Annotated in this window: 27 protein-coding genes; 8 read left to right on the top strand and 19 right to left on the bottom strand. The window is 38.6% G+C overall.

The genetic code is table 11. From position 1 onward, the window contains the following. Nucleotides 1-17: 17 nt before the first annotated feature. The 3 genes from H0W64_04660 to H0W64_04650 form a co-directional block, all read right to left on the bottom strand. Nucleotides 18-1,517: a hypothetical protein gene (locus tag H0W64_04660; protein ID MBA3660995.1), complete on the bottom strand. Its 1,500-nt coding sequence runs from the start codon at nt 1,515-1,517 to the stop codon at nt 18-20. A 139-nt stretch (nt 1,518-1,656) separates the two neighbouring features. Beyond that, nucleotides 1,657-1,869: a cold-shock protein gene (locus tag H0W64_04655; protein ID MBA3660994.1), complete on the bottom strand. Its 213-nt coding sequence runs from the start codon at nt 1,867-1,869 to the stop codon at nt 1,657-1,659. 215 nt (nt 1,870-2,084) lie between these two features. Next, nucleotides 2,085-2,903 (bottom strand): ChbG/HpnK family deacetylase, encoded by an 819-nt coding sequence (locus H0W64_04650; GenBank protein MBA3660993.1) that lies wholly within the window; start codon nt 2,901-2,903, stop codon nt 2,085-2,087. A gap of 48 nt (nt 2,904-2,951) precedes the next feature. On the opposite strand from H0W64_04650, the gene H0W64_04645 reads away from it, so the two are divergent. Next, a complete protein-coding gene (locus H0W64_04645) occupies nt 2,952-4,658 on the top strand; it encodes a glycosyltransferase family 39 protein (protein MBA3660992.1) in 1,707 nt (568 codons plus the stop codon). Here H0W64_04645 and H0W64_04640 read toward each other — a convergent pair. The 5 genes from H0W64_04640 to H0W64_04620 form a co-directional block, all read right to left on the bottom strand. Then, nucleotides 4,651-5,046 (bottom strand): GtrA family protein, encoded by a 396-nt coding sequence (locus H0W64_04640; protein MBA3660991.1) that lies wholly within the window; start codon nt 5,044-5,046, stop codon nt 4,651-4,653. The two genes, H0W64_04645 and H0W64_04640, sit on opposite strands and share 8 nt — an antisense overlap. Continuing rightward, a complete protein-coding gene (locus H0W64_04635; GenBank protein MBA3660990.1) occupies nt 5,036-6,007 on the bottom strand; it encodes a glycosyltransferase family 2 protein in 972 nt (323 codons plus the stop codon). Before H0W64_04635 ends, H0W64_04640 begins: the two co-directional genes overlap by 11 nt. 50 nt (nt 6,008-6,057) lie before the next feature. Beyond that, on the bottom strand, nt 6,058-6,732 hold the full coding sequence (locus tag H0W64_04630; GenBank protein MBA3660989.1) for a hypothetical protein: 675 nt from the start codon (nt 6,730-6,732) through the stop codon (nt 6,058-6,060). 27 nt (nt 6,733-6,759) lie between these two features. Then, nucleotides 6,760-7,356: a hypothetical protein gene (locus H0W64_04625; GenBank protein ID MBA3660988.1), complete on the bottom strand. Its 597-nt coding sequence runs from the start codon at nt 7,354-7,356 to the stop codon at nt 6,760-6,762. A gap of 167 nt (nt 7,357-7,523) precedes the next feature. Then, nucleotides 7,524-8,942 (bottom strand): metallophosphoesterase, encoded by a 1,419-nt coding sequence (locus tag H0W64_04620; protein MBA3660987.1) that lies wholly within the window; start codon nt 8,940-8,942, stop codon nt 7,524-7,526. Nucleotides 8,943-9,093: 151 nt separating this feature from the next. Here H0W64_04620 and H0W64_04615 point away from each other — a divergent pair, with 151 nt between their 5' ends. After that, on the top strand, nt 9,094-9,987 hold the full coding sequence (locus H0W64_04615) for a phospholipase A (GenBank protein MBA3660986.1): 894 nt from the start codon (nt 9,094-9,096) through the stop codon (nt 9,985-9,987). Here H0W64_04615 and cysZ read toward each other — a convergent pair. The 6 genes from cysZ to hemB form a co-directional block, all read right to left on the bottom strand. Then, nucleotides 9,974-10,729, bottom strand: a complete 756-nt coding sequence (cysZ, locus tag H0W64_04610) for a sulfate transporter CysZ (GenBank protein MBA3660985.1) — start codon at nt 10,727-10,729, stop codon at nt 9,974-9,976. The genes H0W64_04615 and cysZ overlap by 14 nt on opposite strands. Continuing rightward, nucleotides 10,726-11,232 (bottom strand): hypothetical protein, encoded by a 507-nt coding sequence (locus H0W64_04605; GenBank protein MBA3660984.1) that lies wholly within the window; start codon nt 11,230-11,232, stop codon nt 10,726-10,728. The genes cysZ and H0W64_04605 overlap by 4 nt, the downstream gene beginning before the upstream one ends. A 60-nt stretch (nt 11,233-11,292) precedes the next feature. Beyond that, nucleotides 11,293-12,516: an MFS transporter gene (locus H0W64_04600; protein MBA3660983.1), complete on the bottom strand. Its 1,224-nt coding sequence runs from the start codon at nt 12,514-12,516 to the stop codon at nt 11,293-11,295. A 500-nt stretch (nt 12,517-13,016) separates the two neighbouring features. Next, nucleotides 13,017-13,979 carry a hydrolase gene (locus H0W64_04595; GenBank protein ID MBA3660982.1) on the bottom strand — a complete coding sequence of 321 codons (963 nt, stop codon included), beginning with the start codon at nt 13,977-13,979 and terminating at the stop codon, nt 13,017-13,019. Nucleotides 13,980-14,131: 152 nt separating this feature from the next. Further along, the gene (gene corA / locus H0W64_04590) at nt 14,132-15,196 is read right to left on the bottom strand and encodes a magnesium/cobalt transporter CorA (GenBank protein MBA3660981.1); all 1,065 of its coding nucleotides are present in this window, start codon (nt 15,194-15,196) and stop codon (nt 14,132-14,134) included. 21 nt (nt 15,197-15,217) lie between these two features. After that, a complete protein-coding gene (gene hemB / locus H0W64_04585) occupies nt 15,218-16,219 on the bottom strand; it encodes a porphobilinogen synthase (protein MBA3660980.1) in 1,002 nt (333 codons plus the stop codon). A gap of 185 nt (nt 16,220-16,404) precedes the next feature. On the opposite strand from hemB, the gene H0W64_04580 reads away from it, so the two are divergent. Continuing rightward, entirely contained in the window at nt 16,405-16,947 is a 543-nt protein-coding gene (locus H0W64_04580) for a BON domain-containing protein (protein MBA3660979.1), read from the top strand. 132 nt (nt 16,948-17,079) lie between these two features. On the opposite strand, the gene H0W64_04575 is transcribed toward H0W64_04580, so the two are convergent. Next, on the bottom strand, nt 17,080-18,078 hold the full coding sequence (locus H0W64_04575) for an adenosine deaminase (GenBank protein MBA3660978.1): 999 nt from the start codon (nt 18,076-18,078) through the stop codon (nt 17,080-17,082). A 128-nt stretch (nt 18,079-18,206) separates the two neighbouring features. Between H0W64_04575 and H0W64_04570 the strand changes: the two genes are divergently transcribed. Together H0W64_04570 and H0W64_04565 are read left to right on the top strand one after the other, a co-directional pair. Beyond that, on the top strand, nt 18,207-19,424 hold the full coding sequence (locus tag H0W64_04570; GenBank protein ID MBA3660977.1) for a dicarboxylate/amino acid:cation symporter: 1,218 nt from the start codon (nt 18,207-18,209) through the stop codon (nt 19,422-19,424). A gap of 144 nt (nt 19,425-19,568) precedes the next feature. Beyond that, a complete protein-coding gene (locus H0W64_04565) occupies nt 19,569-20,090 on the top strand; it encodes a superoxide dismutase family protein (protein ID MBA3660976.1) in 522 nt (173 codons plus the stop codon). Nucleotides 20,091-20,133: 43 nt separating this feature from the next. Here the strand turns inward: H0W64_04565 and H0W64_04560 are convergent, their stop codons facing one another. The 3 genes from H0W64_04560 to H0W64_04550 form a co-directional block, all read right to left on the bottom strand. Beyond that, a complete protein-coding gene (locus H0W64_04560) occupies nt 20,134-21,204 on the bottom strand; it encodes an SGNH/GDSL hydrolase family protein (protein MBA3660975.1) in 1,071 nt (356 codons plus the stop codon). An 84-nt stretch (nt 21,205-21,288) separates the two neighbouring features. Then, on the bottom strand, nt 21,289-22,047 hold the full coding sequence (locus H0W64_04555) for a class I SAM-dependent methyltransferase (protein MBA3660974.1): 759 nt from the start codon (nt 22,045-22,047) through the stop codon (nt 21,289-21,291). Beyond that, nucleotides 22,044-23,225 (bottom strand): 3-phosphoglycerate dehydrogenase, encoded by a 1,182-nt coding sequence (locus tag H0W64_04550; protein MBA3660973.1) that lies wholly within the window; start codon nt 23,223-23,225, stop codon nt 22,044-22,046. The genes H0W64_04555 and H0W64_04550 overlap by 4 nt, the downstream gene beginning before the upstream one ends. 116 nt (nt 23,226-23,341) lie before the next feature. Here H0W64_04550 and H0W64_04545 point away from each other — a divergent pair, with 116 nt between their 5' ends. From H0W64_04545 to H0W64_04535, 3 genes are all read left to right on the top strand, one after another. Continuing rightward, a complete protein-coding gene (locus tag H0W64_04545) occupies nt 23,342-24,115 on the top strand; it encodes an HAD-IB family phosphatase (protein ID MBA3660972.1) in 774 nt (257 codons plus the stop codon). Between the two features lie 124 nt (nt 24,116-24,239). After that, nucleotides 24,240-24,746: a hypothetical protein gene (locus tag H0W64_04540; protein MBA3660971.1), complete on the top strand. Its 507-nt coding sequence runs from the start codon at nt 24,240-24,242 to the stop codon at nt 24,744-24,746. Between the two features lie 77 nt (nt 24,747-24,823). After that, a complete protein-coding gene (locus H0W64_04535) occupies nt 24,824-25,402 on the top strand; it encodes a nicotinamide mononucleotide transporter (protein MBA3660970.1) in 579 nt (192 codons plus the stop codon). Between the two features lie 51 nt (nt 25,403-25,453). Here H0W64_04535 and H0W64_04530 read toward each other — a convergent pair whose 3' ends face one another. Further along, complete coding sequence (locus tag H0W64_04530; GenBank protein MBA3660969.1) at nt 25,454-25,669, bottom strand: hypothetical protein; 216 nt, start codon at nt 25,667-25,669, stop codon at nt 25,454-25,456. Nucleotides 25,670-25,769 lie beyond the last annotated feature (100 nt).

Here is a 25,769-nt window from a genome sequence, read left to right as displayed (position 1 = left end):
TTCCGCCTAATAATATATTAACTAAATGTCATTCCGCTATAATTTTTTTTCAATTCTTGAACAAAGTTTTCTGTAGAGGTCGGTTTATCACTACGTTGATTAAAAAATGTATTTCGATGTTCGGAAATAATTTTTTTATTGGAAATTTCCGTATGATTTTTCTCGGCAAAAGAAGCGGATTGAAGCCAATCATTAATGACTTTATCAAATTCTTGTGGCGTACCTGCTGCTGCATTTATTTTATGAACTAATTGTTGCAACACCACTTGCTTATAGGTAGCACTTTGCTTACATAAAAATGGGTTAAATGTAGTTAAATTAATTTGAGTCATTTGCTGATAAATATTCAATAAACATTTTAAACGAAGCAATTGTTTTTGCTCGATCAAAATGTGCATTTGCCGGTTATAAATTAATTGATGCAAGCCAACATTTGATCTAATTAAATCAAGGAATGCTTGGGAGCGAAGAGTGAAAATACCTTCTTTTGGGGCTGATTTAAATAACGAATGCAATTGCTCCACAGAATAATTTAACTTGTCACGCAGCATGCTAAATGCACTATCCATTTGATCTTTTTGATAACCTTCAATTCGACTCAGAATCGCTAATTCATCAATATTATCTTTACCACAATAATCATCAAATTCTTTTTCTCTCTTTCTTAACGCATATTCCCGATCTTGATATAACTTAACATATGATTTAGCAATTTCTGTTCTTTGTGCATCTGTATCGACCAGTTCGTTTGCTTTGTGTAACGCGTCAATTTGTAATTTATAATTATCTTCCAATGCTTGACGATCATTACAATAACTAAGGTAGAATTTGCTAAAGGCATTATAAAATTGGTGAAGCTTTTCAATTTCAGTATCAAATGCATTTAATGAATAGAAATCTGCATCGAGTTGCGATTGAGCATGAGTGGTATGGAGTTGCAAATTTCGTAACGTCGCCTTTAGAATTTTAAATAGGTCATATTCAATTTGATAATCACTTAAACTTTTTGGATCAAAACAAAAATTGAGGGGGTTGGGAAGATGATTGGGATTAAATTCTGCTGCTGGTTGAAGAAAAGTATACCCATCTTTCAATTTTGCCGTGTAGGAAAAAGGTGTAAGTAACTCACTCTCACCCATGGTCAAAGCGCGGTCTCCCGGTGGTGTTTGATAATAAAGAGGAATACCTGCACTTTGAAGTTTGTGCCAACATTCAAGTAAGCAGTGTTTTAAGAAATTTATACTGGCCGAACTTTCATTACTTTTAAGTAGGATTCGCACAGCTTGAAAGCGTTGATCAACTTGTTCGCCTGTATACGCCCCATCTAACTTTCTTTTATCAAAGAGCGAATTCTGGCTTGGTAACTGAAGTATATCCCAATTATAATTTTTAAATGATTTTTCTAGGATAGGTTTTGCTTGTGATAAATAAAATGGATCAATATGGATGTGCAAGAACCATTGATGTTCTGCAGAGGCTTGCTCCACTTTGCCTGGAACGTAATTTATTAAAGGCATTAAAATTTTCCTAACAATTGATGGAAAGGATTAGTCAAAATAAGCTTATTTAGCTAGAGTTTTGATTCAAGCTTGCGGAGAGTATCAATTTTGATAACATTGCCGCTAACTACAAAGCGGCAATGATTCAAAAAGCTAGTTATTTAACAATAGAGACGTCTTCTGCTTGAAGACCTTTTTGTCCCTGTGTAACAGTGTATTCAACGCGCATTCCTTCTTCAAGCGTGCGGTAACCGTCCCCTTGAATTGCTCGGAAGTGAACAAAAACATCGCCACCTTGATCTCGCTGAATAAACCCATAACCTTTACTATTGTTGAACCATTTTACAGTTCCACTTTCTCGTGCTGACATAAAACGTATACCTTTGCTAATTAAACAAATACCTACATCAAACCTATCTAACCGGAGGATTTTAATCTTGAGGCAAGACAAACAGATGATATTAAAATTATAGCAGATTGTAACTTCAAAAAAAGTGATAAATCAGCGCCTTAAGTTTATTTTAAGACTTCAAAATTAGTAATTTTACGTTATTAGACAAACGTTAAAATAAAGCTTGCTAGAACTTAAAAAAATTTTTCTAAGTGAATTTTGCGGGCGTCACAATCTTTTAAAAATTGATCTGATGCAAAATAGTTGTATTCTTCAATTCGAGCCTTACCTAAGGGATCATTGGGCGTTATAGTGCGTGCAGGGTGGCAGAGAATAATGCCCTTGTCGTCAACCTCAGTTAAAAATTGAGGGAATAATTGCTGATATCGCATTCCCTGCTTGAAAGAATAAATACCTGCGAAACTTTTATTGTGTGGAACTTTCTTATTTCTTAATTTTCTTCCCAACACTTTCGTGCCGGTGAAATGAATTATTCTTTTTTTAAATTCACAACCAAGCCAACCCATTGGTTTTAAATTAACCCATCGAATATAGACGTGATGTTGGCTCAAAAAATGCATATACACGTTAATCAAAACATCGCGGAGGATAGGAAATTGATGGATATGTTGGTGACCATCAATATAATCCGGTAAAAAACCAAAAGCCGTTTTGAAGCTAGTAAGTTGTGCGATCAACTCCTCCCTCAAAATATCCCAGCTTAACTGGCGAAAGAAAGCTTTACGCAACAGAACGCTTAAAGGAAAAAAAACTGGACCATAGGTTTTTTGATAAACCGCTGAGTGGGCATAGCCTTCCGTAAGGTTCCAATGCAAGCCAATATCAATATCCTTTTGATAAGGCTTGAGACGAAGGGCGTCTGCAGGAAAAGTAGTTTTATTGACCAAACAGCTCACTGCAGATAATCGTTTACGCTTTACTAAATCCAGAATGCCTTCCGTGATGCCCACAGCTTGCCCATAATCATCAGCACAAAGTACAATGCGTTTCATGTTTGCCCTTGGGTTAAACTAACAATATTTACTGGAGAGCGATTCTTCATGTCGTCCATTCGCCGTATTTTACAAAATGATTGGATTATTGACCTTATTTTTTTTGCCATCATGCTACTTCTTTTTTATACAGCATGGTTGGGCAGTTATCCGGTATTTACGCCCGATGAAGGTCGTTACACTGAAGTTGCACGAGAAATGGTTGCTCGTGGCGATTATATTACACCCCGAGTCAATGGGGTTGTCTTTCTCGATAAACCTATTTTGTATTATTGGCTCCAAGCCTTATCGATCCAATTATTTGGATTAAAAGAATGGGCCTATCGGCTTTTTCCTGTTCTTTTAGGATTAATAGGCTGTTTAACAACCTATATTTGTACAAGACATCTTTTTGATCGACTGACAGCCTGGTTTGCAGCCGCCCTATTGGCAACTACACCCCTCTATTTTGCTTGTTCCCATTATGCCAATCTCGATCTCGAAGTGGCCGTATTAATTAGTGCATCGCTTCTTTGTTTTATTACCGGAGTGGGTCAAGAAGGGCGTAGAAGGTTGTGGTTCTTTTGTGCAGCTTATGCATTTTCAGGTTTAGCCATTTTAACAAAGGGTATGATCGGCCTTGCTTTCCCGGTGATGATCGTGGGGTTATGGGTATCACTCAGTAACCAATGGTCTGTTTTGAAAAGAATTTATATTTTTCGGGGCTTGCTTATCATCAGTGCTATCATTTTACCTTGGTTTTTACTTATTCAGCGCGCTAATCCTGAGTTTTTTTACTACTTTTTTGTCACACAACATGTGACGCGTTATTTGTCTGGCGCTGCATTCAACAACCAATCACCAGCATGGTTTTACGTTCCCATTGTCTTACTTGGTTTTTTCCCTTGGTCCTTATTTTTATTCCAATCCTTCGTCGTCAATTTTCGGAATGTAATAAAAAATACTAAATCATACAGTACTGAACTTTATCTTTTTCTATGGGTCATTTGTGTCTTTACTTTTTTCTCTATTCCTCACTCAAAAATTATCAGTTACATTCTTCCTATTTTCCCCCCGCTCGCCATTTTAATTGCCCGCTACTTTGCAATTTTGTATCGCGGCGATACGATTAAGCAACAACACGTGGGCTGGCAACTTATTGCAGGCGGTCTACTTTTTGCGATTGTCCTATTAGTTACAACGTTTGTGCCGATTCTTCCTCTACCCGCAACTTTTACACCCCACATCAAGCTTATTGCTTATCTCTTTATTTTATCAGCTTTAATCGGTTTAATTTTTTTAAGGAGAAAGAGTTTGCTGTTTCACTTTAGCTTGTGGAACATTACGACAATCGCTTATTTACTTGTGGTCATAGCCGGCGCAACCCACTTAAACGTTAACACTGCCAAACCGTTAACAACCTATCTACAGACCGTTTTGAAACCTGAAGATGAAGTCGTGCATTACTTTAAATATTATTACGATGTTCCCCTCTATCTCCATCAGCAAGTAACTCTCGTTAATAATTGGGATCCCCTTAAAATACGTGCGAAAGATAATTGGGCAAGAGAATTACTTGATGGTCGCCACAAACAAGAAGCCAATTGGTTAATTAATGAAGAAATTTTTTGGTCGAAGTGGCATAGCAAAAAACGCTTGTATGTATTTTTGAATACTAATTATTTAAATCAATTCAAAGTTGGAGCCCCTACTTATTTTGTCGTGCAAAAACATCGTGATATTTTGCTAGTGAGCAACCAACCACAAGTTACTTAAAAACCCAAAATTTATTTGAAATAAAGGTAAAAATAGGAAGGATCATTAAGACAACGGCGAGCGCTATAGGATAAGGAAGAGATAACGATAAGAATAGATAGAATAACACTTCACTTAGCATTAAAACGATGCATTGGATTAAAAGCAGTTTGGGGAGTGCAATGAAGTGAACGACGTCAGTATCCGAAAAAGTCCACAACCGATGACCCCAATAACTAAATTGGAATGCAACAAAAAAAGCAAAAACATTGGCAATAAGTGGATTTAACGTTCCCCATTGAACAAGAAAAACGACGCAACAAAAATGCACGAGGGCTGCGAATAAACCGACCACTCCAAAACGACACAATTGATGAATCAAAATCAAGTTTGACGTATTACTTCTCATCAAAGCCTTCTTTTACTTCTAATAAATATTTAGGACGTTGTTTGACTTCGGTAAAAATCCGCGCAATGTATTCACCCAAAATGCCAATAGATAATAACTGGATACCCCCTAAAAACATGATAGCAACAATAAGTGTCGGGAAACCTGGTAGATCCGCGCCATAAATCAGCGTCACTGTTACCATGTAAATCGCATAAAGAAGTGAAATAAAAGAAATGATCGAACCGATAAAACCCCAAACACGTAACGGAACATTCGAAAAAGAAGTGATACCTGTAAGGGCAAGTTCAGCTAAACTTCTTAAACCCCAACCACTTTGCCCTCCTCGTCTTGCTTGTACTTCGTAAGGAATACCCATTTTTTTATAACCCACCCACGCATACAATCCCTTCATAAAACGAGTGCGCTCAGGAAAAGTAGACAAAGCGGCCATGATTTTTTTATCGATTAGTCTGAAGTCGCCAGCGTTATTGGGAATATCAACTTGCGCAATTTTACGCATTAGCCAATAAAATAAATGGGCAAATTGACGTTTAAAATAAGACTCGCCAGCACGGTCTTGTCGTAGCCCATAAACCATGTCATAACCTAGCCCCCATTGATTTAAAAATTCAGGTAGTAAGGCAATTGGATGCTGAAAATCACCATCAATTAAAATAGCAACTTGACCGTGCGCGTGCTCAAGACCTGCGGTTAACGCAATTTCCTTGCCAAAATTACGTGAGAGTCCTAATAATTTTAAGGGATAAAGAGATGCAAGTTGACGGATTTTTGCAACGCTCTCATCCGTGCTTCCATCATCAACTAAAATCATTTCGTAAGAATGAGACAATGTTTTAAGCATTTCATTGAGATGTTCGATAAAAAGTTGGATGTTATCTGCTTCGTTAAAAACCGGAATGATGCAAGATATAAAAACTGATTTATTGTGCAAAGCAACTTGGCGTTGGGAAGGATGCATTATTATAATTTCCTACAAACCAAATAAACGATGGGGATGAAAAAAATGAATCACGGGGTGGTCCCTTTATTTTTTTTAAGAAGACGATGAAAGAAAATTTTGCGTAAGAATTGCGAAGACTGCATCGATTCTGTATAAATTTCTAAAAAGCGCGTCAGTGTAAAATGCTGCCAAAAAGCTTGGTCTTCTTTATTATCAAAAATATGTTTTAAATTCCGATACCGTTCATAAATATGGAGCGGACGGGATTTGAATTGAACATCAGTGATATCAATTAAATGAATTTCATTATGATGCCAAATCAAGTTACCCAAATGAATAGACCGAAAAAAAACACCCTTTTCGTGCAACATTGCAATAAAATGAATGATACTTTTTATAATTTTTACATTGGGTTCCACTGCTAGAATAGTTCGCAAATCTTCGCCAGGAATTTTTTTATATTTAATTAAGTGTGCCTGCATAGCCTGACAACTTGCAAATTGACTAATGACAGGAGCGTTAAAACCGTATGCTAATAATTTCCGAGCATTTTCATAAAATTTTAGTGCGCGAGGTTTGATTCGATCGGAAGAAAAAAATTTATCTTTGCGTAAAAAAACGCGAATGATTGCATCATTATTTTCTACAACTTTTGGAAAATAACCGGGCGCTTGTGTTCGATAGACGATATTTTGCGTATCGTAAATAATTGCATTAAACGCGCTAGAAGTTAATGAATCCATGAAAATGCCTTAAAAAAAAGAAAAAATCTACTCTGACTGGTGCAGGCGCAACAAACCTGTATAAACACCTTGGATACGAATCCGATGTGATGGATAAGCTTTTGGTTTGACTGCCGCATCACTCGAAAACAACGTGATATGGTCAGGAATTTGATAAGATAAACGCTTTAAAGTGTTCTTCTTGCCATCAATGCAAGCCACAACCATTTCACCTTCTTGAACATCTTGAGTCTTTTTACAAATGATAAAATCACCCTTCAAAATGCCGTCCTCCGTAACAAAGTCATCTTGCGCTTGCACTAAAAAATGATGCTTAGAAGCAAGTAATCCAGACAAATCGACGGCATTCGTTCGATCCAAGAGATGCATGCCTTGAAAATTGTCTTGCATGACAGGGAACATATAATCCAACGATTCCACGACTTGAAGATTTCGATATCCTTGTCGCTCGTACTTCAACTTTCCTTCTTTGACAAGAGCGTGAATATTTCTGCTGATCAGACTAATTGAATTAGCACTAATCCCTATCCCGGTTGCAATTTCAACTAAAGAGGGGGCATAGCCTTTTTCTGCAATGAAATCCTTAACAAATTGTAGAACCCGAATCCTTACGGGTATCGCCATGTTTATTCACCTTTTGTAGACTATTTTTCGAGAATAGTGAAGTAATAATCAAATAGCAAGCATTGTGAAAGTAGAGGCTAAAAAGGTGCTAACGATCATGACCCAACACCCCAGTGCCTATGTGGCAAATGGGTCGTAATGCAAGCAACTTATGCTTTTACCCTAAATCACGCACCTGATAAGGGCTTCATTAACTTTAAACAAGCCAGATATTCTGATGCATCTAAATAGCGTCGTGCACATGCATAGTAAGGTTTGAATTTATTGACGATCGGTTGCACTCTTTCACCCACTGAATAATAATTTTTATAAATTATTTCATACTGATCGGTGCGTTCAAATGATTTCATGCCGGTTAAAATCTTACAGTCTTTACAGTTGGGATTGTAGGTTGCATTAAAGTCATATTCCTTCTTCCAAAAACCCTTTTGGCGAATGGAATAGTAATACGTAATATAGTTTTCAAGTTGTTGTTGATCAAGTGAGTATTGATAAGATCTGAAAGCTGGATTGTTACCAAAAATAGGACTAACTGCAGGATTACCGCATAAGGGGATTTCAAATTCGCTATGCGGAAAAGTTAAAATTTGAAACCAATCGCTATGCAAATGTCCTGCAAAAATGCCGACAATATCCTCTGCATTTTCTTTTAATAAAGCTTGAAATGCTTTAGCATTTTTCTTTTGCCAAAATTCAATTAGTGTAAACAAACGAAATCTTAAAGTTGCAAAAACATCAATGCCTGGGGGAATATGCATTAAAATAAGAGCTTTTTGATGATTTGTTTTAACGTGTTTCAATTCATTGCGCAACCAATTTAACTCTTCCTCGGCAGCGCTCAACACTTGCTTACCTCGTGCACTTGAAGAAAATAAAACTGTGTTAAGCGCAATGATTCTTAAACGCGGATCGCCGTGGGCATTAATCGCATAATAGCCGCCTTTTAAAAAAGTTTGATTAAACTGACCGCGTTCATTTTGATTCTGAATCAAGGGTCCCCAAAGATTAGCAAGATCCCTAAAAAAACTTCCATTAATTTCCTGAAAATAGTCACCCTGATAGGAATCATTATTCCCAATGACGGGATAAATATCTTTTCCTGGAAAAGCTTCACGTAATTGCAAGGTTAAGAACGTCATCATTTTTTTTATAAACGATTGGTAACCAACTAAACTTCGGTCTAACGAATATTTTTTATAATAAGTTCGCAAATCATGGCCTAAGTAATCGCCTAACAAAATAATAAATTGTGCCTGCTCAAGTTCTGCAACTTTACTTGCTTCAATAAAAGTTGAATGCAGCAAATTGAAATTACTATCTGCAAGATAACGCGGAGGATTCTTATCCAAAGCGGTTAACAGCGTTGCCCACTGCTGGGCAGGAGTTGCTTGCATTTTTTGGATGAGGGGACAAGGAATTTGCTTTCCACAGGAAGTAAAGGGGTCAAAATGGAGGTCAGTCATTGTCAAAAAATGAAGCGCACTCTTCCCTTGCGTTGGCGTTGCTGCTAAAACGTGAGTTGAGGTAAAAATAAAACCAAATAAAGCTACATAAATAATATAGAAAACGCGGTTCAGTGCCTGCATGGGTTTACCCTTTTTATAATTTCTTAATCTGTTTTGGGAAATCATAAAGACTGTTAAAAACATTTGCAAATGCGACGTCATAGCGCTACATTGTTGCACCTTTCTGGAGCGTATGAACATGATGAACTCGATAATTTTAAGAAACCTCATCGTGCTGAGCATTTTTTTAGCACCTTTTGCGCCTCTTTATGCGGCGGTTGCAACCACTGAGCAAGAAAAACTTGCACAAGAAATCAATCAAGCAGCTGATAATGAAACCCAGGTGGAAGGAAAACTAGCCCGCGAAAATAAAATTCCAAATTATTTTGGCATCGCTTTCTATAAGCCTACCTATGTAATGCCTTATTATTACACAGGCTCACCGTACAAAAGTATTTACGAAAATAACACCCCCGGCAATGAAGGCGTTTCACGAACTGAAATTAAATACCAATTAAGTTTCAAAGTGCCGGTTTGGAAAAACATGTTTCATTCTTTTTCCAGTCTTTACATTGCTTATTCGCAACTCTCCTATTGGCAGGCCTATGATCATGATGCCTTTTTCAGAGAAACTGATTATGAACCCGAAGTATTCATTGCTAATGAATTTAATTTACCTCTTACGTCAAATTGGAAATTAAACTTCATTAACCTCGGTGCTTCGCATCAATCCAATGGTTTTGGTAATGATTTGGAAAGAAGCTGGAATCGAGTCTACCTCGAAGCCATTGCTTCTGCCGATAATTGGATGGTAAGCGTGAAACCTTGGCTCATTATTCATGACGAAAGTTTCCGGGAGCACAATCCTAATATTGCCAATTATTTAGGATATGGTCAGGTCACTGTGGCTTACAAAATTGATCGCCAAGTCATTTCGCTCATGGCGCATAATTTCATTGAAGGCGGTGGCAAACATCCGACTGTTGAACTTGCGTATAGCTTTCCTATTACTAAAAACTTTAATGGCTTCGTCCAATTTTTCAGTGGCTACGGTCAAAGCTTAATTGAATACAATCACCACACCAATAGTGCGGGCATCGGCATCGCATTATCTAATTGGATTTAATTGGGGGAAAGGTGTTACCAAGTTTTGCTTCTTTTAGCCAAAACTTAGTGGCACCTGCAACCGCAGCTGGGATCACAAAAAAGTTAAGAAAGGGCACCATACTTGCAATAAGGACGCTAATCCCAAACCCAAAAGTTGTAAAGCGTTGTTTATTTAAAAATAACCGGGTTGTTTGAAAGCTAATCCGATGATTATCTGAAGGATAGTCAATAAAGGTCATGGCCATAAACCATGCATTAAATAAAAACCAAAACAAAGCAGCAAAAGGTTGGGCAAAAGGTAAAAGAAATAAAAGTAAAAGCAACAAAGCTCTTGGTAAATAGTAACCTAACACTGCAATTTGCCGGCCTAAACTACGCGGCACATCTTTCAGCGTCGCCATCATACTTTGATTCACACTCGCCTGCCCTGTTAAATGCGCCTCGACTTTTTCTGCGAGTAAACTATTAAAAGGCGCACTGATCAGGTTAGCGAAAGTCACGAAGGTATAAATAAAAACTAAGACGAAAGCTACAAAAAACAGTAACCATAATAAAGAGCCAAGCCACTGCAACCAACTTGGCAATATGCCTGCAAACCATGCATCAAACACATGCATATAATGTCTTAAGAAAAAAAACAAGCCCAGGAATAAGATGATATTGACGATGAGAGGAATGATTACAAATCGTTTAATACCAGACTTTGTGATGAGACTAAAACCATCCAATAAATAACTTATTCCTGTCATTGGCGAGTTCATAACGTAATTAATTTTCCTGGACGCAAGTTGCTAATACAAATGATTAATAGAAAAGGAATGACAATGTCCATCCAAAACCACGAGCCTGCATTACCCACGGCAAAATTGTTATGTGCCACCATTTGATAAATATGAACTAAGGCGTCTCCCCACAACCAAATGGTTGCGGCAATAACAGTTGCCAAGCGAAAGCCATAACTCGCTTTAAACGCTAAAATACCTAACACCCCAATACTTAAATTAGCCATCGCAACTTCATACTCAAAAGGATTAGTAAACCAACCAATACTTGCAGAAGCAAGATGGGGGAAAAAGAGATGCATGATAAAAGCAAATACGCCGGTAACCCCTAAAGCAAAAAAGGAAATCCACCGAAATACTATTTCACTTTCAATAAAACGTTTACCCACCATTATTTTATGAAAAATCATAAAAAAAACGGCCAAAACCAACATGGCTAAAGAAAAATTTCCTAAAATACTTGCCATCACATTTCCAGGCATATCCCTTACCTCCAAAATAGTGTTGTAAAATCTTATCATAATCCCACGTGACGCTGTGAGTTATCCATGAGGGGTTGAACGATAGGACCAAAATTTCGGTAAACTAATACAGCAAACAGCAACACCCGCTACACAAAGAATGCCGCCCGATACAATCGAAGTTGTGATGCCAAAAGCTGCCGCAACGAGCCCCGCTTCCGTATCACCCAGTTTAGGACCACTTAGATAACTGATCATTTCGATGCCCGCCATGCGACCGCGGATGTTATTGGGAATGGTTTCATTCCACATAATGCTTCTAAAAATGCCACTAATCGCATCAAACCCACCAGCAATGGCGAGAAACAACAGCGCGAGCCCGTAGTATGGCGCTAAACCAAAACCAATCATCGCAAAACCCCAGAGTGTTGCAGCAATAGCAATCGCCCGACCATGTCGTTTGACATCACGTGCCCAACCACTAAAAATAGCGACCCCTAATGCACCCACTGCAGGCGCTGCATAAAGTAATCCAAGTTGCTCCGGCCCACCAAAGGACAAGGCGATAGCAGGAAAAAGCGCAGTCGGCATGCCGAAGACCATTGCAATAAAATCCACTAAATAGGTTCCCATCAGCTCTTGTCTGGAAACGGCATACCGAAAACCTTTCATGATAGAAGCTAGCGTTGATTCATCAACGACGTTCGAGGGTTTGGGGATATGAGACATGAGTAATAGCGCGCAGAGAGACAGGCCAAAGCTCATAAAATCGAGGAGATACGTTGCAACAAGTCCGTAATGGGCAATGACAAGTCCGCCTATAGCGGGGCCTAGAATCATACCGATGCTAAACTTAAAAGTACCTAAAGAACTGACTGCCGGGTAATCCTCTTTAGCGACAACTTGCTGCACCATACTATCCAGTGCCGGACGATGTAAGCCATTAAATGCTGACATGATGGCTGCTACGATAAACATGACTGAGATTGAAGGCACAGGAAGTGTTGCATTCATTGCGAGGATAACGCTGCCGCCCGCTAGAATAGCTTCCGCGCTAAATAATAAAAATTTGCGATGATAACGATCTGCAAAAACACCCCCGATTAAAGCAGTTACTAACAACGGTAGCAATTGCGCTAAACTCAACAAACCCACCATCATAGTCGAACGCGTTTCCATATAGATTTGATAGGGTAAGGCAACGCCTGTAATCATCGTCCCCATAAAGGAAATAAATTGGCCAGAAAAAAGATAAGCGAAGTTACGATTACGACGCAGGATGGATAGATTAATGAGATAGCGCATGACAAGGACCTGATAAGCGGAATAAAAATATATAAATTAAAGCAGGAAATGTAAAGGGATTACGCCGGATTAAGGCTTACTACAGTATTTAGGGGGGGAGGAAGAGGATTTAATTTTATAAGCGTTCAGGATTTCAGAGTCTCAACAAAAAATAAAAAAAGCCCAGAAACAATTCTGGGCTTTTTGAATAGTTGGCGTAAAGTTAGACTTATTATCTAAGCATCTTCATTCATTTTTCGATTAAAACATCCAAGATTCAATTCAAATCGAAAAAAATCACCATTAGCGGTGCAAGCACAAGATGCATCTAAGTCATTCCATTTTTACGCCAAACTTTTTACTATTCTTCCCTGAATATTGAGCAATGTGTGTGTATGCATTTAGTATGAACTAAATTACATTGTGTAACAAGTGACCAACTTCATGATTTGATGAAGAATAAATTTACCAATAGAAACATGTAATTTAGTGAATTGAATTCAATACAAATTATTTTTATTTTATAAATAATCGTTCAAAAAATGCGGAACGCGGCTCTCTAACCAATAATCCGGACGCCAAGGATAGCGACCCCCCACAAACCCCACGTGTCCACCCCGCTCGGTAATTTCTAAAAAAATATTAGCAGGGAGATCATCTTGCTGAGGAATAACATCTTCAGACATGAACGGATCATCTTTTGCATGAATGATAAGGGTTGGCACGGTAATGTGGTTTAAAAATTGTCGTGAGCTTGAAGCGTTATAATAATCATCAACCCCGGTAAAACCATGTAAGGGCGCGGTGACTTTATCATCAAACTCAGCCATCGTCTTAACTTGATTAAATACACTTAAGTCTAGAGGGGCTGCAAGATTTTTAAATTTTTCTTCCAAGCGAAACCTTAAACACTTAATGAAATACCATTGGTAAAAACGTGAAAAACCTTTTTGCAACCGTGCAGCAGCTTTATGCAATTCAAAGGGGACTGAGATAGCCGTGGCTACTTGCAGCGGACTTTTTTCTTTAGTCTCACCTAACCACTTGAGTAAAACATTGCCTCCGAGTGAGTACCCGACCGCGCCCAGTTTCGCATTGGGATAGCGCGATTTTATTAAATCAACTACATAGCTCACATCACTCGTATGGCCAGAATGATAGTCTTTTGGAAAACGGTTGGGCTCACCGCTACAGCCTCGGAAATGCATGAATACAGCATGCCAGCCTCGCAGAGCTAAGCTTCTTAACATACCGCGCGCATAATGCGAATCAACAGAACCTTCAAGACCATGCAAAATAATGACTAGTTTTTCGCAGGGAGCTTTATTAACCAGCCAATCTAAATCAACAAAATCACCATCAGGTAATTCCAAGCGTTCCCGCTTCAAGGGTAAGGGGATGATGCGACGGCAAAACACGGGCCATATCGTTTGTAGGTGAGAGTTGGGTAACCACCACGCAGGCTTAAATTGTTTCTTACTCATGGATGCTCCATCGAAACAACCGATTTCGTTTCAACATAAAAAAACCGAAACGATTTTTCTATCATACAATAGGCACGAATCAGGTTGGAAGAGGGCAAAGTCATTTGAATTGTCGCTGATAAAATCGAAAACATTATAAACATGCATTATTTTTATAACCATTTTTTTGCTCTGAAGTAAAATAACATCAAAATCGCGACCCCTGCCATACTAATAAATACGATGAGCCACGCCCAGGGCGTATGGATGCCGGGCAGATCGACAAAATTCATACCATAAAAGCTTGCAACTGCTGTAATAGGAATAAAAATGGTCGTGATTACGGTTAGGGTTTTCATGATTTCGTTCATACGGTTGGTTAAACCGGATAAATACATATCTAACATACTACTTAACATTTCCCGAAAAGTTTCCAATGTATCGATGGCTTGCATCGTGTGATCATAAACATCACGTAAATAAATTCGCGTCGATGTTGAAATAATTTCATTTTCAATATGCAACATATGGCTCACCGCTTCGCGCATAGGCCATATGGCTTTTCGCAAAATCAACATTTGTCTTTTTAAGCGATAAATTGTTTTTGCGTTTTCAGGTGTGGGACTAATAATAATTTTATCTTCGACTTGTTCAATGCGATCGCCAATAGATTCTAGTACAACAAAATATTCATCAACTACTGCATCAATTAATCGATACGTAAGGTAATCGGTGCCTTGCTCACGTAAGCGCTGGGACGTTCCATGTAATTTTTCACGAATTTGATCAAAACGGGTCGTATCTGCTTCTTGAAAAGATAAAACAAAATCTTTGCCTAAAATAAGACTTAATTGCTTAACTTTAAAAGTTGTTTTTTTCGATTGCCAATCTAACACTTTTAAAATAACAAATAGGTAATCTTCAAATTCTTCTATTTTCGGACGCTGTGCAATATTTAAAATATCTTCCACAGTAAGTGGATGAAGTTTGAAATAAGTCGCCACTTCTTGAATGAGTTGTGTATCATGCAACCCCTCAATATTGACCCATTTCGCACCCGGTGAATGAAGTATTTCCATGTCGGGAGAAAAATGAGTGCCACTCTTTTCTTCATAGTGTGTGGGGCTATAACTCGCAATCGTTACGCTCGGTAGGCGATCACCCTGCTTTCCTGTAAACTTTAATGTTCCGGGGGGTAAGCCTGCTTTTTTGGCGCGCTGATGTTCTTCTGAAAACATAGGATTGGCAACTCCTTTGCCTTAGGCAGATTGAAACCACTTCGCGACATCTTTAGCGAAATAAGTGATGATAAAATCAGCACCTGCCCGATGTATCGCCGTTAAGACTTCAAGGGCAGCTTTTTGCTCATTCAACCAACCTTTCTGATGCGCAGCTTTTATCATCGCATATTCCCCACTGGTATGGTAAGCGCAGAGCGGCATATCGGGATGAGTTTGTTTCACCCGCAAGATTACATCAAGATACGTATGCGCAGGTTTCACCATGAGCATATCCGCACCTTCTTCAACATCTAGTCTGCATTCGCGTAACGCTTCTTGTAAATTAGCATAATCCATTTGGTAAGTTTGGCGATTTCCAAATTGGGGCGCACCTTGTGCGGCTTCACGAAAAGGTTCGTACATGGCAGAAGCATATTTAACTGAATAGCTAAGGATAGGTAAATGCGTAAAACCAGCCTCATCCAAAGCTTGGCGAATATAGCCCACCATGCCATCCATATTGCCACTCGGGGCAATGACATCAGCGCCCGCTTTGGCATGGCTTATGGCAGCTTTAGCAAGTAAGGCTAAAGTCTTATCATTATCTACATCAACATGGCTTTTTTTGTTTGCTGAGTTGACCACTCCGCAATGACCATGATCCATATATTCACAAAAACAAAGGTCAGAAAGGACTAACAAATCAGGGGCGACTTTTTTGATGAGTGGAATAGCGCTTTGGATAATGCCAGTCTCTGCATAGGCATCACTACCTATCTTATCTTTTTTTTCAGGAATACCAAATAAAATGACACTGCGGATACCGAGGGCTACAATATTTTTTATTTCATCTTCCAATTGGTGCAAAGGAAATTGAAAATGTCCCGGCATTGCCTCCAATGGTTTTTTTTCTTTTAATCCGTGTTTAATAAATAATGGCAGAATAAGTTTTTCAAGATCTAACTGCGTTTCTCGAATTAAGCCGCGTAAAACTTCATTTTGTCGCAAACGTCTTAACCGCGTTTTAGGAAATTGACTCATTTTATTACCCTCATGATGCGCGAATTATAATAAATCACAGCAAGAATAAGTAGAAAAAATCCGCATATTTAGACCAGTTTTGGATAAGAAGTTGATAAATATCACTTAAAAAGTTATAGTGCCTGCCTAACCTTAGCAACTCTCGATATCCTTTTTAAAATAATCCACCCTGAAGGAGTTTGATCATGAAAATTTCGCGTTATATACACGCCACCTTTTTTGCTATTTTTATTCTGTTGAGCTTCCAAGCTTATGCAGTTCCCAATGCGGCAGCATCAGATACCGTCATTACGGGAAAAGTAAAATCAAAGATTGCTTTGGATCCAACTATTTCAGTTTTTAAAGTTGATGTCAGTACAAGCAATGGCGTTGTCATGTTATCTGGTACTGTTAATTCAGATACTGATGCGAGTGCTTTGATTGAAATTGCACAATCTACGGATGGCGTTAAAGATGTAGACACTGGCAATTTGGCAATAAAGAATAGTAGCCAACCTTTCACCGATACAGTCATCACTGCGAAAGTAAAGGGCGTACTCATTCGTGAAAAATTATTAGGTAAAGATGTACCTGCAGTCAACGTAAGCGTTGAAACCAATAATGGTGTGGTCTATTTATCTGGTAATGTCGATACTAACTTACAAGCTACTAATGCGGCTAACTTAGCCAAATCTGTGGATGGCGTAAAACAAGTCGAGTCACGTCTCAAAGTAGGTAAAGGAAATTAAGCATTGCAAGCTTGGGGGGCGAGTCCCCCAAGCTTGAAAAGGTTGTCAGTCCATGTTTCAAGGCCGTTCTGGGACCACGCTGAAAGAAGCAAATCTCGGTTGTCTAAAGAAAAATAATAAGAGTAGCGAACTTTAACTTACCGCTTGTTTGAAGACTTTTTCCAATTCACTCATTAATTTTTCCTGACGCGCATAGTCTAAGAAGCTTGCACTAAATGAATTTTTAGCGAGTTCATAGATAATCGTTTTATTTAATTTTAACGCAGCATTCGCTGCAATATAATTTTCATTAAGGTAGGCATCAAAATACGCTGGATCATCTGAATTTAATGTTACGCATAACCCATCTTCATACATTTTTTTTAAGGGATGTTGTTTAAGTTGAGGATAGATGCCCAGTTTGACATTAGAAATGGGGCACACATCCACTGGAATTTGTTTTGCAGCTAATCGGGTAATAAGATCTGGATCTTGCATGCATTGCACACCATGGCCAATACGTGAGACGTGCAACACATCAAGCGCTTGCCAAATATAATCAGGCGACCCTGTTTCGCCGGCGATGGCAACACTTAAAAAACCCTGTGCATGAGCGAGATCAAATAAATTTTTAAACTTTTCTGGGGGGTTACCCTTTTCCGTGGAATCTAAACCAATCGCGACGATATGATCTTTAAAAATTAACGCCTCCTCAAATATTTTAATTGCTTCCTCTTCACTTAAATCACGCATAAAACACATGATCAGAAAAGCAGAGATACCATACTTTGCTTTTGCTTCTTGGACTGCGCGAGTTAATCCCTTGATCACAGTAGAAAGCGCAACGCCTCTGGATACATGTGCCTGGGGATCAAATGAAACTTCAGCATGACGAATATTTTGCATAGCAGCTTTGTGAAAATAAGCCATGCCTAAATCATAAAAATCTTCTTCGGTAAGCAGCACTTGGAGTGCGGCATAATAAATTTTTAAAAAAGAAGATAAGTCGGTAAATTGAATAGTATGCGGAGTAGATAATATAATTTTATTTCGTTCAGCGAAACGAGTTACTAATTCTTCAGATAAACAACCTTCAATATGAATATTTAATTCTGCCTTGGGTATCAGTGCAATAAACTCATCAATTTGCATGGAGGCCCTACTCCTCGGGTAAAAAACGAGTCCCGTTACTTTAAGTCTAGCAAAGTTAAATCCATTTTTATTAACTTTATCTTACTTAAAAAGTTTATAATTAAGTTTTAAGCTGGAAAGGACGCCCTTTGAAAAATTACTCATTTTTGCTCATTTTATTAAGCATTATAGTGGGGATTTTAGCAGGGATATTTTTTCCGCGCGAAACGATTGAAGTTAAGTGGATTGGTCAACTTTTTATCAACCTTTTGAAATTAATCGTTTTACCCCTTATTTTCTGTGCCTTAGTCAGTGCTATTACTTCAATTGGTGGCATGAAACGCCTTGGCACGATTGGCATGTACACATTAGGCTATGTTTTATTCAGTGTTTCAGTAGCCGTTACAATTGGTCTCATTTTGCTCAACATTTTCAAACCAGGCGTTGGCGTCGCTGCAAATTTAATTCTCGCATCTGCTGAGCCCATTGATTTAAAGCCCATCCCTTTTTCCTCTTATATTCTTACATTATTTCCTCCTAATATTGTGGCAGCTGCTGCGAAATATGAAATTATGCCCATCGTTTTTTTCAGTATTGTTTTTGCGATTGCATGCTTAGCAGTGGGAAAAACGTCGCGACCCGTCATTGATTTTTTTGTGGGGTTGCGAGACGTGTTAATTAAAATGATTATGTGGTTGATGTATTTAACTCCCCTTGGCTTATTTTCCTTACTGGGGGCTGCGGTTGCTGAAGCACAGTTACAACATCTTTTGTTGCAAAGTTTAAAAGGTATGATGTTTTTTATTTTGATCTTTTTAGCCGGCTTGTTTTTGCAAATACTCTGGCAATTTGTAGCGTTAATATTAATCACCAAACGCAATCCAAAACTTTTTCTAAAGTCAGCCAGTAATGCTTTGCTGACTGCTTTTGCCACCTCAAGTTCAATGGCAACTTTACCGGTAACGTTGATGGTCGCAAAAGAGCAAAACGTGAATGAAGATGTTGCTCGATTTGTATTACCCTTTGCAACGACAATTAATCTCGCGGGAACTGCAATGTATGAAGCCGTTTCGGCTTTATTCTTTTGTCAAATCCTCGGGTACGATTTATCCCTCCTAGGACAACTGGGCGTCTTCTTTGTTGCCATTCTCGCGGGCATGGGTGCAACAGGTATTCCAGAAGGGGGCTTAATTACCATGGTGATGGTACTAAAAAGTGTTAACGTACCAGCTTCCGCCATTGGATTACTCCTACCTTTCGATCGCATCTTGGATCGCTTTAGGACCATGACGAATGTATGGGGTGATTTAGTCTGTGCCTCCATTGTCGACCATTTTCAGTCGCAATCAAAAAATAAGTCTGGATAAGTTAGATGAACTGAAGTGCCTCTCCACTTCATCAAAAAATTTCCTCTATCTTCTTCTACAAATAAATATTCTTTGCAAGATATGCGTTAAGATAAAAGTTAGATATTGATAAGGCATTGAAACTTCACTTTCAGGGAGAGCAACATGCGCAGGAAACCCCTTTGCAAAACCATTGTAGCAAGCTTCATTTCACTGATTTTAACTTCAGCTTATGCTGCAACCACCGTACCCATGTACATGATCGATGCAAAAGGCCAGGGGAAAAGTATCGGATCCATTAAAATTGAAGATTCCCTTTGTGGTGTCCTCATTACCCCCGATCTCCATGATTTGCCGCCAGGACTCCACGGCTTTCATGTTCATCAAAAACCTTCCTGCGGCGATCGAGGGATGGCAGCGGGCGATCATTTAGATCCTGATGAAACCGGTGAACATAATGGTCCTTATCGAAAATTAGGCCATCTGGGTGATTTACCTGTTCTCGTGGTGGATCAAGCAGGGAATGCAACGATCCCTACCCTTGCGCCACGTTTTAAATTAAGCAAACTTAATGGGCATAGCATTATTATTCACGAAGAAGGAGATAATTATGCTGACTCACCAAAAAAATTAGGTGGGGGCGGTCCTAGAATTGCTTGCGGCATTATTGGTGAAGGCGCATTGTAAAAAAAAAGGGTGAACGTCTTCCGTTCACCCTTCTTGCAGATAGTTACGCAGGCATCGCAAAATCAATTATTTCCTCGATAATTTCACCTAAGACGCGATGAACAATTTCAGTAGGATGGAGTTGATCCCAAAAAATATGTTCGTTAGGTTTTGCACAAGGTATTGCTAAGCCTAATTGGTAAGACTTACCTAAATGATAAGCGTGCATTACTTCAGGTGTTTGCCGGGCTTGTTCTACCAATTGATCAATTTCTTGTTCGGAAGGTGCACTATGATATTCTGCAATCCAACCTTGGCGAAGAGCTTGCTTTAATTCATCTTTTTGATTTTGGTCTTGGAAAAAGTATCCTCCTTTCCAACAAGCAGTGGTGGTGTCTGTAATATTGCCATTATATTTTTTATTATATTTAGCAGGATTGGCAATGACGTCATTTAGCATATCGAACAAATTAATATAAATAATTTTGATTTGCGGATTTGCATTTTTCAATTCCTCCATGACTTTTAATAATTTCTTATTATGGAGTTGCGATAACTCTGAAAGTCGTTCACTGGATTTATTATTATTTTGTGCAAAAGGAGATTTAGCTAAATCAGGTAAATTAAGCACAACAAAAGATTTTCCACCTTTACTTATTAATGTTTTGATAGAAGTAGCAATTTGTTCTGTAACTTTGGTGCTAACCACTTCGCCATCGGCTTTTTCATCGAACATGTAATCATTGGCGCCAATCCACACGGCAAACAAAACTTTTGATTTATCTTGAAAGTTGGAATCAAGAAGGTAATCGTTGACTTGTGCAGTCAATGTTGATGGCGCGATAAACTTACCATTCGGGTGATGATATATTGCAGTTGCTCCACCTACAGCATAAACTTTATAACTACTATAATATTTTTTATAATATCGATCACCTAATCCTTCTGCCCAAGTCATGCCATTAGAAAATCGTCCTTTGTAATAAGGCGGAGACTTTGGAATAATTTTTAAAAACTTTTTATAAAGATTACCATTGTCAGTTAAGCTATCACCAAAAAAGATAATTCGATTAAAGGGTTCGGCAAAAATAGTTGTCGTCCAGAAAAACATAAAGAGGAAGATAAGTTTTTTCATTAAGGTTCCTTGGCAATAAAAATGTAAATTTTAACGAGGCAAGCCTGACTTGTCATGCTGTATCTGCACGTCTAGCCAAACCTTTTATTTTAATTGACCAAAATAAATTTTAGTTAAATAACTAAACTTTATTTTTTTCAAATGTGCGTGCACATTAAATATTTTCTGTAAATCATCAATCATTTCTTCATAACGCGGTTCACCTTTTTGTAAAGCATAAGAAGTTGACAACAACCGGCCTTTAAAGCCTTCCCAATTAAAAAATTGATGCTGAGGAAAAGAATAAGTTTGCATTGTAAAAGGAGAAAAAAAATCATCCATAATAGTTTTTTCAAATTGTCGTGCAGATGTTTCTTGTGCATAACGACCATATTTGAGAATGAGATTTTCATAATCTTGATTAACTTTCGTGTGCAAATCGCGAACGTTCCATACAAATATCCCAAAACCGGGTAAACGAAGAATACGTAAAAATTCCTGGTGACATTGTTTTTGATCAAACCAATGAAACGCTGTGCCTGCGGTAACATAATCAACACTGTCAGCGGGAAGTGTGGTTTGCTCTGCACTACCTTCTACACTGATGAAGTTGGGAAAATTTTTTAAAAAAATTTCGCCTGCTTCGCGCATTTTTTTATTCGGTTCAACACCATAAACACGATTACCATTTGCCAAGAAAAGCTTGGTTAATAATCCCGTACCCGAACCAATGTCAGCAATTACGGCTTGCGGAGATAATTGTAATTTTTCTTTCAATAGCGTTATCAACGCCTGCGGATAAGAAGGACGGTAAAGCTGATAATTGGACGACGTATGGCTAAATCGTTCAAAGTTATTTTTCATTGGGTTTGATGATGAGTCATAACGCGAAGTTGTAGAATTCCGGCAATTTTTGCTATTTCATCTAATGTTTCTTGATTAATCGGTAATGCTAAATCAATCACTGTGTAGGCAATATCTTCGCGCGACTGATTTAATAAACTTACAATATTTAATCGGGCGGCAGCAAGTTTTGCAGAAATTTGCGCGACCATATTGGGAATATTGGCGTTAACGATCGCTAACCGTGCGGGTGTTGATAAAGTAGGAACTGAAAGAGAAGGGAAATTTGCAGCATTCGTAATCGACCCATTTTCCAAAAATTCACGAATTTGGTTTGCGAGCATCATGGCACAATTTTCTTCAGCTTCTTTTGTTGAAGCACCAAGATGGGGCAAGCTGATGACGCGAGGATGGTTGCGCAAAATTTCTGTAGGAAAATCGGTGACATAAATATGAACTTTATCTTCATTCAATGCATCGACAAGCGCTTCCTCGTCGATAATGCCCATACGTGAAAAGTTTAAAAGGACAATCCCTTTTTTCATTAGATTAAAGCGAGCTGCATTAAGTAAATGCTTTGTAGCTGGCATTAAAGGGACATGAAACGTAATAAAATCAGCTTCCATTACCAAATCATCAATACTTCGTGCTTTTTTGACTTCAGAGGAAAGCATCCAGGCATGATTAACAGTAATGGACGGATCATAACCAATAACTTTCATTCCGAAACTCATTGCAGCATTCGCGACGCGCACACCGACATTCCCAAGCCCGATCACCCCTAACGTTTTGCCTAACAATTCAAAACCTACAAATTGTTTTTTATGCTGTTCAATCATTTGTTCTAAATTGTTATTCGTAGCAAGAGAGGTAACATAATTTAACGCTTGTGGAATATTGCGACTCGCAAGTAACATACCAGCCATCACTAATTCTCTCACAGCATTGGCGTTCGCACCTGGCGTATTTAAAACGGGTATGCCGCGTTTAGTTAAAGCAGCCACGGGAATATTATTTAATCCAGCACCCGCGCGTCCTACAACTTGTGTCGAAGCGGGAATCGTCATTTCATGCATAGCATGGGAACGAACTAAAATAGCATTGGGGTTTTTAATATCAGATGCTATTTCATAATATTCACGAGGGAATAAATTTAAACCCGCCACTGCTATGGTATTAAGCGTTTGGATCTTAAACATCTTCGCTCCTTCTCGCCCTAACCAAAGGACGTTGATGATTTCTCATGAAGAGAGTTTAAAAATTAACACAAGATGTTATATTGACATCCGAATGATTAGCGTAATGGGTATATACCATGGCAATTTTAAATTGGCAAATGCAACAACCGATCTCTTCTGTTTTCTTTGATTGCGATGGCACACTCACGAGTATTGAAGGTATCAATCAATTAGCCGAATTGAAGGGTGTGGCCTCCCAAGTTGTCGCCCTCACAGAACTTGCCATGAGTTCAACTGGTATCAATGAAGGGCTGTATACTGAACGTTTAAAGATTATTTTACCTCATGAAACCCAGGTTCATGCATTAGCACAATCTTATATAAAATGGCAAACTCAACATGCTAAAGATGTCATTACCATTTTGCAACGCTTGGGCAAAACTGTTTATATTCTTTCCGCAGGACTAGAACCTGCAGTCATTTTTTTTGGTAAACACCTTGGCGTACCTGAAGAACGTATTTTTTCGGTAGGTATTACTTTTGACGCTCAAGGTCATTATCTTGATTTTGATCATACTTCACCCTTAATTCACCATGATGGAAAACGTCGGCTTATCCAACAACTTGTTCGGGATGCGCGCCTTACATCTTTAATTGGGGATGGATTAAATGACTGTGTTGCGGCCGATATTGTAACTCGCTTTATCGGTTTCGGCGGTGTTTTTTTTCGCGAAAACATTGCGCGCCTCTCTGATTACTATCTTAACGCGCCTACTCTTTCTCCGCTGCTTGCTTTATTGTTAACAGCCTCTGAAATTCAATTATTAAGCCCAGCTGAAAATCAACTTTATCAGCTCGGATTAAACTATTTTTTAATGCAAGACAGTAACATACCCGCCATCAAAAAATAAAATTTAAACTTGCAATCCCAATATAAATTTTGCAAAATGCAAAACCCTTCGTTGCACGTTTTATCCTACCCTTTTTTAAAATTTTCCCACACATCCATCATCTTATTTGCTTTGGAGAAGCTTTATGCGCAATTTTTTTTATGTAATTTTTATTTACGCCCTAAGTACACAAGCCTTTGCCTTTCACGGTTCTCATTTTAAAATACTCAATAGCACCATTCGATCCACAACGAATGCACGGGGTACATTTATTAATCTCCCCCGCGTTTTCCGCATTCATGAAAACGATGACTATCCTGCGTCTAGAGCATTTTCAAGAACAAATAATCTCACCGGTCATACGGGAACCCCTGTTAAATTACGTGGTGTTCACGAGGTCTACATCACGAATGAAACCCAACAAAAGCAAATTTTTGAATATCGTCAGGGATTATATTTCCAACAGCACAAGATTGAGCGCATTACGCTCATTGAACTTGAGCCAAAGGGAGAATTTTCTGATGAATCAGAGAGCGAAATGGAAGTGACCCCTCTTGAGCGAGGTCAATATCCATTTGTGGTCGAGACCGACTTTCGAGGCATCTATAACGCGCACGTTGAAGCTCATGGTAAGTTAGCGATTAGCGATTAGCGATTAGCGATTAGCTCTTCAAATTTTAGTGACTTGGTAATATAGTCCCAACTATAATAATAAAAGACATCATCGTTATGCCCTCCACACAATCTTTAGAACTTTTTGCAACGCTCGCTGGATTTCTGAATATTATTCTTTGCATTCGCGCCAATATCTGGAACTGGTTTTTTGGCATCGTGATGGTCGTTTTATATGCAGTGGTTTTTTACCAAACAAAGCTCTATGCAGACATGGGGTTTCAATGTGTCGCATTAGTTTTGCAATTTTATGGTCTGAAGAGGTGGTCGGAAAAGCTCAAGCTCGAACCAACTCCTCTAAAAATAACACCTAAAAAAATATGGTGGATCGCTTTAAGTTCGACCATGGTTTTATTTGGTGCCATTGCCTTTTTGTTAGCAAGATATACGGATTCAAATACCGTTTTAATCGATGCCGCCACTACCGCAGGGAGCCTGGTTGCCTTATGGATGCAAGCGAATGCTTGGATTGGGCATTGGTTATTGTGGATCGTGGTTTGTAGCGCTTCGGTTGAAATGTATTTAATTAAAAACCTATATTACACAGCGGGTCTATTTTTTATTTTTATTATTTTAAATGGTTTCGGTTTTTACCGTTGGCGGGCGCAATTGCGACTAACAAAGGAAAACTGGTAAGCATTTATTATACAGATGCTTACCAGTTGTTAATTACAACACCAATTTAGCTTACTGGGTAGTAGTCGTTGCTGAAGCTGGTTCAACAGTCGTCGTTGTGGTATCTGGCGCTGCCGTTGTCGTTGTTGTGGTTTCTGTTGTCACTGGTGTGTAATTAAAATAGAAAATCACCCCGATTACGGCTAGTACGATAATGATAATACCAACTATCATGCCTGTATTGCTGGCATTCTCATCACGATCCCTTGGGTTTCTATTGTCACTCATTGTGATCTCCTTAAGTCGATTGCTTCCTAAACGCGAAAATGTATTCCACTCACTATCATAGCAATTTTTTATGCACTTGATAAAGTCACTTTCTTTTCAA

It is taken from the genome of Gammaproteobacteria bacterium, assembly GCA_013816845.1.
GTDB lineage: Bacteria > Pseudomonadota > Gammaproteobacteria > DSM-16500 > DSM-16500 > Aquicella.
This window is presented reverse-complemented; position numbering and strand designations above follow the sequence as displayed.

Bases quoted from the DNA above. Each gene is read 5' to 3' on its own strand.
- H0W64_04660 (MBA3660995.1), bottom strand. From the start codon at position 1,517: ATGCCTTTAATAAATTACGTTCCAGGCAAAGTGGAGCAAGCCTCTGCA.
- H0W64_04655 (MBA3660994.1), bottom strand. From the start codon at position 1,869: ATGTCAGCACGAGAAAGTGGAACTGTAAAATGGTTCAACAATAGTAAA.
- H0W64_04650 (MBA3660993.1), bottom strand. From the start codon at position 2,903: ATGAAACGCATTGTACTTTGTGCTGATGATTATGGGCAAGCTGTGGGC.
- H0W64_04645 (MBA3660992.1), top strand. From the start codon at position 2,952: ATGTCGTCCATTCGCCGTATTTTACAAAATGATTGGATTATTGACCTT.
- H0W64_04640 (MBA3660991.1), bottom strand. From the start codon at position 5,046: ATGAGAAGTAATACGTCAAACTTGATTTTGATTCATCAATTGTGTCGT.
- H0W64_04635 (MBA3660990.1), bottom strand. From the start codon at position 6,007: ATGCATCCTTCCCAACGCCAAGTTGCTTTGCACAATAAATCAGTTTTT.
- H0W64_04630 (MBA3660989.1), bottom strand. From the start codon at position 6,732: ATGGATTCATTAACTTCTAGCGCGTTTAATGCAATTATTTACGATACG.
- H0W64_04625 (MBA3660988.1), bottom strand. From the start codon at position 7,356: ATGGCGATACCCGTAAGGATTCGGGTTCTACAATTTGTTAAGGATTTC.
- H0W64_04620 (MBA3660987.1), bottom strand. From the start codon at position 8,942: ATGCAGGCACTGAACCGCGTTTTCTATATTATTTATGTAGCTTTATTT.
- cysZ (MBA3660985.1), bottom strand. From the start codon at position 10,729: ATGAACTCGCCAATGACAGGAATAAGTTATTTATTGGATGGTTTTAGT.
- H0W64_04605 (MBA3660984.1), bottom strand. From the start codon at position 11,232: ATGCCTGGAAATGTGATGGCAAGTATTTTAGGAAATTTTTCTTTAGCC.
- H0W64_04600 (MBA3660983.1), bottom strand. From the start codon at position 12,516: ATGCGCTATCTCATTAATCTATCCATCCTGCGTCGTAATCGTAACTTC.
- H0W64_04595 (MBA3660982.1), bottom strand. From the start codon at position 13,979: ATGAGTAAGAAACAATTTAAGCCTGCGTGGTGGTTACCCAACTCTCAC.
- corA (MBA3660981.1), bottom strand. From the start codon at position 15,196: ATGTTTTCAGAAGAACATCAGCGCGCCAAAAAAGCAGGCTTACCCCCC.
- hemB (MBA3660980.1), bottom strand. From the start codon at position 16,219: ATGAGTCAATTTCCTAAAACGCGGTTAAGACGTTTGCGACAAAATGAA.
- H0W64_04580 (MBA3660979.1), top strand. From the start codon at position 16,405: ATGAAAATTTCGCGTTATATACACGCCACCTTTTTTGCTATTTTTATT.
- H0W64_04575 (MBA3660978.1), bottom strand. From the start codon at position 18,078: ATGCAAATTGATGAGTTTATTGCACTGATACCCAAGGCAGAATTAAAT.
- H0W64_04565 (MBA3660976.1), top strand. From the start codon at position 19,569: ATGCGCAGGAAACCCCTTTGCAAAACCATTGTAGCAAGCTTCATTTCA.
- H0W64_04560 (MBA3660975.1), bottom strand. From the start codon at position 21,204: ATGAAAAAACTTATCTTCCTCTTTATGTTTTTCTGGACGACAACTATT.
- H0W64_04555 (MBA3660974.1), bottom strand. From the start codon at position 22,047: ATGAAAAATAACTTTGAACGATTTAGCCATACGTCGTCCAATTATCAG.
- H0W64_04550 (MBA3660973.1), bottom strand. From the start codon at position 23,225: ATGTTTAAGATCCAAACGCTTAATACCATAGCAGTGGCGGGTTTAAAT.
- H0W64_04545 (MBA3660972.1), top strand. From the start codon at position 23,342: ATGGCAATTTTAAATTGGCAAATGCAACAACCGATCTCTTCTGTTTTC.
- H0W64_04540 (MBA3660971.1), top strand. From the start codon at position 24,240: ATGCGCAATTTTTTTTATGTAATTTTTATTTACGCCCTAAGTACACAA.
- H0W64_04535 (MBA3660970.1), top strand. From the start codon at position 24,824: ATGCCCTCCACACAATCTTTAGAACTTTTTGCAACGCTCGCTGGATTT.
- H0W64_04530 (MBA3660969.1), bottom strand. From the start codon at position 25,669: ATGAGTGACAATAGAAACCCAAGGGATCGTGATGAGAATGCCAGCAAT.